Here is a 12,619-nt window from a genome sequence, read left to right on the forward strand (position 1 = left end):
GCCGGGGCAGGGGGGGGGCATGGACGGCCCGCCCGGCGGCCTGCATCATCGTCTGGAAAGGCCGGCGGCCGCACCCATCCGGGGCGACGCCCCATGACCGGCCACCGCAGGGTGAGGCGCTCCGTGACCATTCCGACCCGACACCATCGCAGGATGGCCGCGCGCAGGCGCCCAGCATGACGCGCCCCGCCCGGCCCGGCGGCGCCTCTCCCCACGCCAGGGGCGAGGTCATGAGCCAGGCCGACCTGCTGGATTCCCGCACCGCCTGGCTGCGGCTCGCCGCCATCGTCGCACTCTCCACCATCGGCGGCGTCGGCATGTGGTCGGTGATCGTCGCGCTGCCCTATGTCCAGGCGGAGTTCGGCATCAGCCGCGGCGCCGCCTCGGTGCCCTACACCCTCACCATGCTCGGCTTCGGCGCCGGCGGTATCCTGATGGGCCGCCTGACCGACCGTCTCGGCCCGATGAAGCCGCTGCTCGGCGCGACGCTGATGCTGGCCGCCGGATATGCCCTGGCGGGGCTGGCGCCATCCATCACCGTCTATACCGTGGCGCAGGGCCTGCTCATCGGCATGCTCGGCGCCTCCGCCGCCTTCGCGCCGCTGGTGGCCGAGGCGTCGCTGTGGTTCCGCCGGCGGCGCGGCATCGCGGTGGCGATCGCCGCCTCCGGCAACTACCTGGCCGGCGCCGTCTGGCCCCCGGTCCTCAGCTGGCTGATCGGTGCCTATGGGTGGCGCACCGCCCATCTCGTCGTCGGCGCCATCTGCCTGGTGACGATGCTGCCGCTCGCCCTGCTGCTGCGCGCCCGCGCCCCCGGCACGCATGGTGGCGGCCTGCAGAAGGATGCAGGGGAGGGCAGGCCCTTCGGCCTCTCCCCCACCGGGGCGACGGTGGTCCTCTCCACCGCCGGCATCGCCTGCTGCGTCGCCATGGCGATGCCGCAGGTGCATATCGTCGCCTATTGCGGCGACCTCGGCTACGGCGTCGCCCGGGGGGCGCAGATGCTCTCGCTGATGCTGGCCTGCGGCATCGCCTCCCGCCTCGCCTCGGGGCTGATCGCGGACCGGATCGGTGGGCTGCGCACGCTGCTGCTGGGCTCCGTGCTGCAAGGCCTGGCCCTGTCGCTGTTCCTGTTCTTCGATGGCCTCGCCTCCCTCTACACGCTTTCGGCGCTGTTCGGCCTGGTGCAGGGCGGCATCGTCCCCTCCTACGCCGTCATCGTCCGGGAAAGCTTCCCCGCTTCCGAGGCCGGCACGCGCGTCGGCATCGTGCTGATGGCGACGCTGGTCGGCATGGCGCTCGGCGGCTGGCTGTCCGGCGTGATCTTCGACGCGACCGGCAGCTACGCCGCCGCCTTCCTCAACGGCGTTGCGTGGAACATGGCGAACGTGCTGATCGTGACGACGCTGCTGCTGCGCCGCCGGGCGCGCCTCGCCACCGCATAGGCAAGGGAGGGCGGTGCGAGCACGCCCTTGTCGCGGAACATTCCGGCAGGCACTCTTTCCGCCGGACCGTCCCGGCTCGGGCGTCCAGGCAGAGGGCACCGGCATGACCTACCGCAGAACGCTTCTGAAGACGGCCGCCGGCGCAGCGACTGCCCTCGGCGCCGGCCACATCGCCGCCCCCGCCCTGGCCCAGGGCCGCGCGCGGACGCTGCGCTTCGCCCCGCAGGGCAACCTGGCCAGCGTGGACCCGATCTGGGGCACCTCGGTGCTCTCCCGCAACGCCGGGCTGATGATCTATGACACGCTGTTCGGCATCGGCGCCGACTTCCAGGTCCGGCCACAGATGGCCGCCGGGCACGAGGTCTCCGCCGACGGGCTGACCCACACCATCGCCCTGCGCCCCGGCCTGCGCTTCCATGATGGCGAGCCGGTGCGCGCCCGCGACTGCATCGCCTCCATCCGCCGCTGGTCGAAGCGCGACGTGCTCGGCCAGCGCCTCGACGTGCTGCTGGACGAGATGGCGGCGGTGTCAGACGACCGCTTCACCCTCCGCATCAAGCGGCCCTGGGCCGGGCTGACCTGGGCGCTGGGCAAGGTGGGCGCCAATATCTGCGCGATCATGCCGGAACGCGCGGCGCAGACCGACCCCTTCACCCAGGTCACCGACATCGTCGGCAGCGGCCCCTTCCGCTTCCTGCGCGACGAATGGGTGGCCGGCAGCCTGGCGGTGTTCGAGCGCAACGCCGCCTACCAGCCGCGCCAGGAGGCGCCGGACCTGCTGGCCGGCGGCAAGCCGGTGCATTTCGACCGCGTCGAATGGCGCGTGATGCCCGATGCCGCCACCGCCGCCGCCGCCCTGCAGAACGACGAGATCGACTGGTGGGAAACGCCGTTGCCGGACCTGCTGCCGGTCCTGCGGCGCAACCGGCAGATCGTGGTGGAGACGATCAACAGCTTCGGCGCCTTCGGCGTGCTGCGCTTCAACCACCTGCACCCGCCCTTCGACAATCCGGCGGTTCGCCGCGCCCTGTTCCCGGCCGTGGACCAGGAAGCCTTCATGCAGGCCGCGATGGGCACCGACCCCGAGCTGTACCGCATCCCCGCCGGCGCCTTCACCCCTGGCGCACCCCTGGCCAACGACGCCGGGATGGAGATCCTGACCAGCCCGCGGGACCTGGAGAAGGCGCGGCAACTGCTGCGCGCCTCCGGCTACAACAACGAGCGCGTGGTGCTGCTCTCGGCGACCGACCTGCCCAACCTGCAGGCCATGACGGAAGTGGCGGCCGACCTGATGCGCCGCGTCGGCTTCAACGTGGACCTGCTGTCGATGGACTGGGGCACGCAGATCCAGCGCCGCACGAATCGTGGCCCGGTGGAGCAAGGCGGCTTCAGCGCCTTCTGCACCACCTGGGAAGGGATGGACACCTCCGTCCCCGGCAGCCACCAGCCGCTGCGCGGCAACGGCGCCAATGCCTGGTCCGGCTGGCCCACCAGCCCGGCGCGAGAGGCGCTGCGCGACCAGTGGTTCGAGGCCACCGACCCCGCCGCCGAAAAGCGCATCGCCGAGGCCTTGCAGCTCAATGTGTGGGAGGAAGCCCCCTTCATCCCACTCGGCCTGCAGCGGCCGCAGCAAGCCTATCGCCGCAGCATCACCGGCGTCCTGAAGGGCGGCCCGTCCCTGTTCTGGAACGTGCGGCGGAGTTGAAGGCGGGCAACGCCCTGCCCGGGGTGGCTGGCGCGGATCGCCGGCCCGGCCATCTGTGCCCGACCCCGGGCGGGAAGCGATCGATAAGCTCAGCGGGGTCCGCCCCGCCCACGGCCAACGTGTCAGCCTGACCAAAATCCGATCCCGGCCATGCCGCCATCCTTGCTGACCCGCAGGCGGCCATGGAGGGAAGCCGAACCGCCCCGCCGCCCCCGGTCATCCGGCCGGCCTGTCACGCAGCCGGCTTCACCCCCGCCACCCACGCCGCCGTGACCACCCGCACCCGGATCCGCCGCTTACCAGGGCTTCAATCTCCGCAGCCGGCCACGAAACAGGCCCCTCCTGCTCAGGGCCTCGAACATCTCTTCCGGCCCCTCGGGATCGAGCACTTCATGGTCCGCCAGCCACGCCTCCACGGCGTTCAGGTCCGGCTCCTCGTAAGGCCGCAGCGAGCGGCCGGGGCCGCGCAGCGCCTCGATCGCCCCGATCAACGAGCCCTCGGCCGCGATGGCATCCGCCACCGCCTGCTTCGGGACGCCGAGATGCTCCGCCAGCAGGTCGTCGCGCGTGCCGAGGATACGCGCGGACAGGTCCGGCCTGGCCCGCTCCCCGGCGTCGATGGCGACGTCGCATTCCGTATCCAGGCGCATGGAACGATTGTTGAGGTTGGAGGAGCCGATGCGAAGAACCCGGTCATCCACGATCATGATCTTGGCGTGGCAGTAGATCGCCTCGCCGTCGGCGGTGAAGGGATGGTACAGGCGAAAGCGCCGTCCCGTCGTGTCCAGCCGCCGCAGCGCCTCGTGCAGCCGTGCCCGGGCCGTGTCCATTGCCAGGGGCTCCAGCCAGCCCTGGGCACTCACCGGATTGATCAGCACGATCTCCGGCCCATCCGGCTCCCGCAACCGCCTGGCGATGGCCTCGGCAATGCGGCGGGAGGCGAAGTACTGGCTTTCTGCATAGATGCAGCGGCGGGCGGAGGCGATAAGGTCGAGATGCAACTGCTCCACCTCCCGCACCGCCGGCCTGTCCGGCATCTCCGGGTAGGAGCGGGCGACAGCCACCTCGACATTCTCGAACTGCGGCGCCAGCGCCTCCGGCCAGCAGCGGTTGCCGGATGGGATCGGCGGCAGCCGTCTGCCGCCGGCGGCATGCCAGCGGTCCATGGCCAACTCGCCAAGCGCCACGGCCGCCTGTCCCTCCAGCGCCGTGGTGGCATCGTGCCATGGCTGGTAGGGCTTCCCGCCGGGATTGACCCGCTGCGGGTCCTGGTCGCGGTGCTCGCGCGTATCCCAGCGCTCGCCGGTCATGTCGATGCCACCGCAGAAGGCGGTCTGGTCGTCGAGCACGACGATTTTCTGGTGGTGGGAGGCCCCGGTCGGGTGCGCACCGTCCAGCTTGGTATGGATGCGGCTATGCCACATCCAGCGTGCCAGGGTCAGGATGGTGCTGCCGCGGAACACCGTCTTGACGGCGCCCAGATCCCATCGGAGCAGATAGACGTTCAGCTCCGGCCGGTTCTTCACAAGCCAGAGGATGAATTCGCCCAACTGGCCAGGCGCCTCGTCCTGGCTGCCGACCCCCAGATGGATCCTGGCATCGAAGTCCCAGCCAATCAGCAGGATGCGATGGCGCGCTGCCAGCATGGCCGCCCGGGCAATCCGAAAATACTCGTCGGCATCCACGATGACGGCAAGCTTCCCGGCATGCTCGACTCGCCAGCAATTGTCGCCCGGCCGAAGCAGGGACGCGGGACGGGGAGGGGACGCCATCTGATCCATGCGCCCCTTTAATCAGATAACCCGGCCCTTGACGATCACGGCGGCGCCCGGCCATGCGCGGCCGCGCCACAGCGTGGTGACGCATCTCCGTTCAGCCCTGTACGGCCTCAGCGCCGCGCCGCCAGCGTGCGTTCCAGGTTGCGCAGCAGCCGGTCGATCTCGCCCATATGGATCGCCGAGAGCTTCGGCCCCGGCATCCGCATGGTGGCGTGGCGGATGGCGCCGCGGCGGCGCATCACCTCTTTGCGCGCGGCGACGCCCCAGAAGCCCTGCGCCTCGTAGTTCAGCAGCGGCAGGTAACGGTCGAACAGGTCATGCGCCTCGTCCTCGCGCCCCTGGGTGAAGAGGCGGTAGACGCCGGAGAGCATCTCGGGGTGGGAGAACCCGGCCATCGGCCCGTCGATGCCGCGCCCCATCTCCTGCGGCAGATACAAGCCGTTATTGCCGGTCAGGATCGCCACCCGCCGCCCGCCGCCGGCCCGCAGCTGGGTGATCTTCTCCAGGCTCGGCAGGTCCTCTTCCTTCACCACCTGGATCTGCGCGTGGCTCTCCACCAGCTTGAGGATGGACGGCACCGACATCCACACCCCGGTGGAGCCGGGGAAGTCCTGCAACACCGTTGGCACGTCGCCAATCATGCCGAACACGGTGGCGAAGTAGCCGAGCAGTTCCACCTCCGTCCGCAGGCCGCCCGGCGGCGCGATCATGACGCCTGAGGCGCCCTGGTCCATCGCCTGCTTCGCCAGCAGGGCCAGCTGCGCCGTGCTCGGGTTGCTGACGCCGACGATCACCGGCTTGCCCTGCGCGCGCGCGATGAAACGGCCGCTGACCTGCTGGGCTTCCTCAGGCGTCAGCTTGCCCCCCTCGCCGCTTACCCCCAGTACCACGAAGCCGTCGGCACCATGACCCAGGTAGAATTCCGTCAGGCTGTCGATGCTCGCGAGATCCACGGCGCCGCGTTCGTCGAACGGCGTCTGCGCGATGATGAAGCTGCCCTTGATGGCTGAGAGCATCGTTTCCTGGCTCCGGTTCCGGCCTGGGACGGCCACGGTTGGGCACAGTGCCGCCGGGGGTCCTGCCCGTCGCGCTGCGACGTGTACGGGTTATGCCCGGCCCGCCGCCAAATGTCACCGAAGCCAAAAGTCGCAACTTGCCGCGCCGTCAATCATCCAGCGCGCAACGGAGCCGTACCACCTCGTCGCCTTCAGCCGAGAATCCTGGCCACACCTTTGTCGGGTCGCCGGATGGCACGGCAATCCATTCGGTCTCCAGCACAGGCCGCCACCGGCATACCAGTCGACGCGCCAGGTTTGAACACCGGCAGGTCAATCACGCTGCCTCGAAAGCGATGGCGCCGAGACCCCCGCCGTCACGGCCATAAGAGCAGCGACCACCAGGCAGAATGCCGCTGCAACATGCAACGGCCCACCGCGACGGCGCGCTCCGGTTCGCCTGCCCATTCCGACCCTCCCCGGGCAGCGAACATGGGGATGACGATGCACCGCGCGCGCCAGCCTGCCGGGTGGCACATCACTGATGCCTCGTCATCCCCCGCATGATTCAGCCTGTGGTGCTGGGAACCGGCGTGTTGAGCAATTGCTGCTCCCACAGATAAGCAATGCCGCTGCCACCGGCATGCTGCGTGATGACGTTCGTCAGCGCGGCGGCTTGCTCGGCCCGGGCCCAATCGCGCTGCCATTCGGCCGCGACCGCCAGCCAGGTCATCATGTTCGCGCCCGCCGCAACCATGCGCTTGATGGCGACCTCATGGGCCTCGACCGAGACGCCGCCGGACGCATCGGTGACCACCGTCACATCCCAGCCCTCGCCCAGGGCGTGGATGGCCGGCATCGCCACGCACACTTCCGTCCACAGCCCGGCGATGACCAGCTGCTTGCGGCCGGTTGCCTTGACCATCTCCACCACCGTCCGGTCTTCCCAGGTGTTGATGAACGTCCGGTCAATCACCTCCTGGCCGGGGAAGACATCGGTGATCTGCGGGAACAGAAGACCACCCCGCTCAGCAAGCACGCTGGTCAGAATGGTCGGCACGCCGAAGACCTTGGCGGCCTTCGCCAGCCCGGCCGTATTGTTGATCACCATCTGCGGCTCGTGGCTGTTCACGTTCGCTAGCTGGTAGGGCTGATGGTCGATCAGCAGGAGCACCGAATCCTCGGGGCGAAGAAGCGAATTGAGGCCATTGCGGAAAGTCATGAGACATCCTCTGCCACTGTTGCGAATGGGACGATTTCCTGGACACGCGCCAGATGCAGCGATGTCCGGGCCGGAGATTGCCGTTCCGATTTGCGGTGCAGTAGCCCTCCACGGTGTTAAGCTGTGTCGCGCATCGGGGAACACCAGCTTGAACATCGAGGACCTGCGGATTTTCGTGGAGGTTGCCGATGCCGGGGGCGTGTCGTCCGCGGCGCGGCGGCTCGGCGTCTCCAAATCCATCGTCAGCCGCGCCTTGCTCCGGCTCGAGGAGGAACTGGGCGTCCAGCTTCTCGCACGCACCACCCGTGGCGCCGCGTTGACCGAAGCCGGAAGCACGTTCCGCGACCACGCCGCCAAGGCATGCGCGGAGATCGACCTGGCGCGGGAAACGCTCTCGCCCGCCGGCGACCTGTGCGGCCGCCTGAGAATCGCCGTTCCGCTGACGTTCGGGCCCACCCACCTCGCCCCCGTGCTGGCCGACATGGCACGGCGGCACCCGCAACTTCACGTCCACACGTCCTACACCGATCGCTTCGTGGACCTCATCGCGGAAGGTTTCGATTGCGCCATCCGGATTGGCTATCTCCAGGATTCCAATCTGGTCGCAAGACGCGTCGGGCCCATCTACGGCAAGCTGGTTGCAAGCCCGGATTACATCCGGGCACATGGGTCCCCTGAGTCGCCGGAGGACCTCGCCGCGCATCAGGCCCTCATGCAAGGAACCGAAGCCTGGCAGCTCATGGATGGCGACAAGACCATCACGGTACGCCCGCAGGGGCGCTTCAAGGCTGACAACGGCACTGCCCTTGCCGCCGCCGCACTGGCAGGCCTCGGCATCGCCTGGATCCCGGACGGTATCACCCACGAGCACCTGGCCTCCGGGGCGCTTGTTCCGGTCATGACGCGCTACCCGCCGCCGCCGGCGGCCGTGTACGTCATCCGCCCACCCGGCCACCTCCCCGCACGAAAGATACGGGTCCTCACGGAACTCCTGGTCGCGTGCTTCGACAAGGCGCCGAGCCTGGACATCGCAAAGGCCCAGGCAGAACCTGCGCCCGCCGCGCCGACCAGGCGGCACACGCGGCCCAAAGCCGCCCCATAGAAGTCGCGCCATTTCGCGGCATCCCGGCTTCGATACGATCTCGGCTAACGTCTGAGCAGTTCGCGGATGGCCGTCACGCGGACGACTCGCCAAACCGCGCCGTTCCCCACCATCCCGCTCCGACCATCCCTTTGTGGGACGGCGGGGGCGCCCGTGCCGGCGACCCCGCATGGCCGATTGCAACAACCGCATTGCAAAGCCGGCGGATGGGGCGGATCGTATGGGTCGCAGCCAGGACCTATGGAATGAAGCACGCTCTCCGTTTCCTGGCCACCCTCGGCATTGTCGCCCAGGCCCTTGCGCTCCTCGCAACCTGGGGAGAGATCGCGCCCATGCTTCGCGGCGAACGCAACATCGATGTCGTCGGTACCGCGCTGCTGTTTCTGCCATTGCTGCTCGGTGTGGGCGGGGCGGCCTGGGCGGCAAGGCTCCATTCGCACGGCTCCGCCTGGGCCTGGGTGGTGATGGGCGTACCACTGGTCCTTCTGGGCCTGGCGCTCTGCCTGGCAGTGTTGTTCTGGCTGGAACCGATCAGGCACTAGGAGACTGTTTCGGAAATCTGCTGGCTGAGGGCGCGGCCGAAGTGTTCGTGCCGGCACGGAGGCGGCTGGCGCGGAAGCGACCGCCGCGCCCGACCCGGCAGGCTTGAAACAGTCTCTAACGCGCAGGGACAGCGAAGAACCACAGGCAACAGCGGCGATTCACCACGATCGGAGACCGGCCCGGCGGCCAACGGCCAGATCCGCGAAAAGCGCCGCGCGCGGCAGATGGCCAGCCCCGTGCGGGCAACTGGCTCACTCGGGCTGAATGCCGCTCATCCGCACGACCTCTTCCCATTGCGCGATCTCGCGCAGCCCCTGCTCGCGAAATGCCTCCGGTGTCGAGGCCACGGGCTCGAAGCCGAGCTCCGTCAGGCGGGCATGCATGGCATCGCCCGTCAGCACCTTCCGTGCCGCCTGCGCCAGCGTCTCCACCATCGGCGCTGGCAGCCCGGCCGGGCCGACCAGCCCGTTCATCAGCGCGGCATCGACCTTGGGCTGCCCGGCCTCCGCCATGCTCGGCACGTCCGGCAGCAGCGCCGCCCGGGTCGCGCCGGTCACCGCCAGGGCACGCAGCCGTCCGGCCCGCACATGCTCCGCCATGGCGGGCACGGTACCGAAGGCCATCTGCACCCGGGCCGCCAGCAGGTCGGTGATCATCGGGCCGCCGCCCCGGTAGGGCACATGCACATAGGTGAAGCCGGCTGCGAGCCTGAGCTGCTCCCCCGCCATATGGACGGCGGAGCCATTGCCGGCGGAGCCGAAGGCCAGCTCACCCGGCTTCGCCTTCGCGGCCTCCACAAGCTGCGCCACGCTGTTCCAGGGGGATTGCACCGGCACCACCAGCACCAGTGGTGAGCGGACCAGCATGGACACGAAGGTGAAGTCCCGCCGCGTGTCATAGGGCAGGCGCGTGGCGAAGAGCCCCTGGTTGACCAGGAAGGCAGTGTCCACCACGCCCAGCGTCGCCCCGTCCGGCGCGGCCGTGGCGATGGCCTGGGTGCCGGTGATGCTGGCGGCGCCGCCACGGTTCTCGACGACGAAGGCGGCGCCGGTGGCACCCGTCATCTCCTGCGCCAGCAACCGGGCGGTGATGTCGCTGGCCCCGCCCGGCGGGTAGGGCACGATCAGCCGCACGGTGCGCGGCAGCGCCTGGGCCATGCCGCCGCCCGCCGGTAGCGCCAGCGCGGCACCGAGCGCAAGAAGCCCGCGACGCGTCGGGAATGCCTGGGTCATATGTCGTCTCCCCGTTCTTGTGTTGGGCGGCCTCAGTCGCGCGCGAGGCGCCAGTGCTCGGTCATCCAGGGCGCCAGCTGAGCCGGCTCCAACTCCAGGCCGATGCCCGGACCCTCCGGCAGGCCCATGGTGCCATCCGCCGCCAGCTCCGGCGTGCCGCACAGCGTCAGCAGCGGGTTGGGCGTCACGTCATATTCGATGAAGGGATAGGGCAGCGCCCCGCCGCCGCGGCGCGCCGTCAGCAGCGCCGCCATCTGCAAGGCCGCGTGGAAGTTCACCACCGTGCCGAAGACATGCGGCATGGCCGGCACGTCGAAGGCATCCGCCAGGGCGGCGACGCGCCGCAGGCCGGTGAAGCCGCCGCACACCGTCAGGTCCGGCTGCAACACGCCGAAGGCACGCGCCTGCAGCATGTCGCGATAGGCGGCCAGGCTGCCTAGCGCCTCGCCCCCCGCGATGGCGCAGCGCGCGGCGCCGGCCAGGGTCTGGTAGCCGCCGGTATCCTCAGGCTGCAGCGGTTCCTCGACCCACAGCAGGTCAGCCTCCTCCATGGCGCGGAGGGAGGCCAGGGCCGGCCCCACCGTGTAGCCCTGGTTGATGTCGACCATCAGCGCGACGTCGTCGCCCACCTGGCGCCGCAGGGCGCGCGTCATGGCGCCGTCCTGGCGGGGGGAGACCCCGGCGCGGGGCTTGATGGCGCGGAAGTTGCGCCGCAGCAGCGCCTCGACCTGCGCGGGATAGGCGCCGTAGGGCTCGGGCCCCTCGGCGATGAAGGGGCCGCTGGCATAGGCCAGCATCCGCTGGCGGGAGGCACCGCCCAGCAGCTGCGCCACGCTGATGCCCCGCTCGCGGGCGGCGAGATCGTGCAGCGCCATGTCGATGGCGGAGACGCCCATCATGGCCGCGCCCCGCCGGTCGTAGGACAGGGTGGCCATCATCGCGCCGTAGAGCCGCGCCATGTCGCCGGCAGGCTGGCCCAGCACCAACGGCGCCAGCTTGGCCTTGATGAATGCCGCCGCCGCGAAGGGGGAGGAGAACACCTCGCCCCAGCCTCTCGTCCCGTCCTCCGCCACCAGTTCCAGCAGCAGGAAGTCCCGCCTGCGGATGAAGGTCGATGCGTTGCCGAGCGGCGGGCTGGGCGCGAAGCCGCAATGGTACCCGTTGATGGCGACGATCGTCATGCTTCCTCCGGCTTATTCGTTGCCACCAAAGCTGGTCGGGCCGCATCATGCTGTCAAATATCTGATTTTCCTGATTTCATAGACAAATGGTTATGAACCCGACACTCCGCGACCTCGAGGTCTTCCGCGCCGTGATGGAATGCGGCGGCGTCACCCAGGCCGCGCGGCAATTGGGCATGTCGCAGCCCGCCGCCAGCAAGATGCTCCGGCAGGCCGAGGAACGCCTCGGCTTCCAGCTCTTCCTCCGCGATGGCAAGCGGCTGGTGCCGACGGCGGAGGCACATGCGCTGCTGCCCGAATGGCTCGGGGCCGCGGCGGCCCTGGACGGCGTCAGCCGCCTGGCCGATGCCCTGCGCAAGGGCCGCAGCGGCCGGCTGGCCGTCGCCGCCGTGCCGGTGCTGGCCACGGCCCTGCTGCCGGATGCCGTGCAGGCCTTCCGTGCCCGGCATCCGGGGGTCCTTGTCTCCCTGCGGGCCTGCACGGCGCTGGAGGCGGCGCACCTGGTGGCGGACCACCGTGCCGACCTCGCAGTGATCCTGGGCCACTCGGCGGACCTGCGGGTCGAGACGGAACGCCTCGGAACCTCGACGATCGGCTGCGTCCTGCCGCGACGCCACGCCCTGGCCCGCCATCGGCGGCTGGGGCTGATGGATCTGGCCGATCAACCGGTCATCTCGCTCTCGGCGCAGCAGCCGGTCGGCGCCATGCTGCGCCAGGCCATGGCGCAGGAACCCCGCATGGGGCAGGTGGTGGTGGAGGTATCGCAATCCAGCATCGCCTGCGCCCTGGTGCGGGCCGGGGCAGGGGTAGCGGTGCTCGACGGCTTCGGCCTGCGCGAGGCCAATGCCCAGGGGCTGCTGGTGCGGCCGCTACTGCCCGCGATGCCGCTGGAAGTCTGCCTGCTGCGCCCCCGCCATCACGCCCAATCCATCCCCGCCGCCAGCTTCACCGCCTTCCTGAAGGAGGCGGCGCAGCGGGCGCTTGCAGGCGGGCGCGGGGTGAATGAGCACGGGGAGCGTTGAGCCGGACAGGATGCAGGAGCGCCCAGCCGCATCTCTGCGGCGCTCAATCCCCACGGTGGCGGCGATGTCGCGCCAACGCTCCGTCTCTGCAAGGCTCAGCGGCGTATCCGGCGGACGCTCAGCGGTCCGCTACGGCAAGGCGTCGGGTTGTTGCCGCAATGCCGGCAGGCCGCCAGCGGTGAGAGCCGGGCTCCGCCCGGCCGGGCACCTGTGGATCCCAGCAAAACCTGTCCCAGGGACCAACCTAAGTCATTGATTTGCCGATGCCCATTTCAGCAAATCATGTCACTGGCTTTAACCATAACTTGGCACCAGCCGACCCTAAATTAGCCATAAGTTGGCACTGGCCATAGCTCACCTAACGAGGGCTGGCCATGTCCGAAGTGGCAGCATC

10 protein-coding genes are annotated in these 12,619 nt (G+C 69.7%); 5 read left to right on the forward strand and 5 right to left on the reverse strand.

Going from position 1 to position 12,619, the window contains the following annotated elements:
• Window positions 1-176: 176 nt before the first annotated feature.
• Together IBL26_RS09545 and IBL26_RS09550 are read left to right on the forward strand one after the other, a co-directional pair.
• Entirely contained in the window at window positions 177-1,445 is a 1,269-nt protein-coding gene (locus tag IBL26_RS09545; protein ID WP_241749202.1) for an MFS transporter, read from the forward strand.
• A 103-nt stretch (window positions 1,446-1,548) separates the two neighbouring features.
• On the forward strand, window positions 1,549-3,150 hold the full coding sequence (locus tag IBL26_RS09550) for an ABC transporter substrate-binding protein (protein ID WP_187784245.1): 1,602 nt from the start codon (window positions 1,549-1,551) through the stop codon (window positions 3,148-3,150).
• Between the two features lie 296 nt (window positions 3,151-3,446).
• Here the strand turns inward: IBL26_RS09550 and IBL26_RS09555 are convergent, their stop codons facing one another.
• The 3 genes from IBL26_RS09555 to IBL26_RS09565 form a co-directional block, all read right to left on the reverse strand.
• A complete protein-coding gene (locus IBL26_RS09555; RefSeq protein ID WP_187784246.1) occupies window positions 3,447-4,922 on the reverse strand; it encodes a phospholipase D-like domain-containing protein in 1,476 nt (491 codons plus the stop codon).
• Window positions 4,923-5,038: 116 nt separating this feature from the next.
• Window positions 5,039-5,944 (reverse strand): dihydrodipicolinate synthase family protein, encoded by a 906-nt coding sequence (locus tag IBL26_RS09560; protein ID WP_187784247.1) that lies wholly within the window; start codon window positions 5,942-5,944, stop codon window positions 5,039-5,041.
• Window positions 5,945-6,491: 547 nt separating this feature from the next.
• Complete coding sequence (locus IBL26_RS09565; protein WP_187784248.1) at window positions 6,492-7,145, reverse strand: hydrolase; 654 nt, start codon at window positions 7,143-7,145, stop codon at window positions 6,492-6,494.
• A 148-nt stretch (window positions 7,146-7,293) separates the two neighbouring features.
• On the opposite strand from IBL26_RS09565, the gene IBL26_RS09570 reads away from it, so the two are divergent.
• The gene (locus tag IBL26_RS09570; protein WP_187784249.1) at window positions 7,294-8,247 is read left to right on the forward strand and encodes a LysR family transcriptional regulator; all 954 of its coding nucleotides are present in this window, start codon (window positions 7,294-7,296) and stop codon (window positions 8,245-8,247) included.
• 245 nt (window positions 8,248-8,492) lie between these two features.
• Window positions 8,493-8,789, forward strand: a complete 297-nt coding sequence (locus IBL26_RS09575) for a hypothetical protein (RefSeq protein WP_187784250.1) — start codon at window positions 8,493-8,495, stop codon at window positions 8,787-8,789.
• Between the two features lie 252 nt (window positions 8,790-9,041).
• On the opposite strand, the gene IBL26_RS09580 is transcribed toward IBL26_RS09575, so the two are convergent.
• Together IBL26_RS09580 and IBL26_RS09585 are read right to left on the reverse strand one after the other, a co-directional pair.
• Window positions 9,042-10,022: a tripartite tricarboxylate transporter substrate binding protein gene (locus tag IBL26_RS09580; RefSeq protein WP_187784251.1), complete on the reverse strand. Its 981-nt coding sequence runs from the start codon at window positions 10,020-10,022 to the stop codon at window positions 9,042-9,044.
• Between the two features lie 32 nt (window positions 10,023-10,054).
• Entirely contained in the window at window positions 10,055-11,203 is a 1,149-nt protein-coding gene (locus tag IBL26_RS09585; protein WP_187784252.1) for a mandelate racemase/muconate lactonizing enzyme family protein, read from the reverse strand.
• A 92-nt stretch (window positions 11,204-11,295) separates the two neighbouring features.
• Between IBL26_RS09585 and IBL26_RS09590 the strand changes: the two genes are divergently transcribed.
• The gene (locus IBL26_RS09590) at window positions 11,296-12,225 is read left to right on the forward strand and encodes a LysR family transcriptional regulator (RefSeq protein ID WP_187784253.1); all 930 of its coding nucleotides are present in this window, start codon (window positions 11,296-11,298) and stop codon (window positions 12,223-12,225) included.
• Window positions 12,226-12,619 lie beyond the last annotated feature (394 nt).

This window comes from Teichococcus aerophilus (assembly GCF_014490485.1).
GTDB lineage: Bacteria > Pseudomonadota > Alphaproteobacteria > Acetobacterales > Acetobacteraceae > Pseudoroseomonas > Pseudoroseomonas aerophila.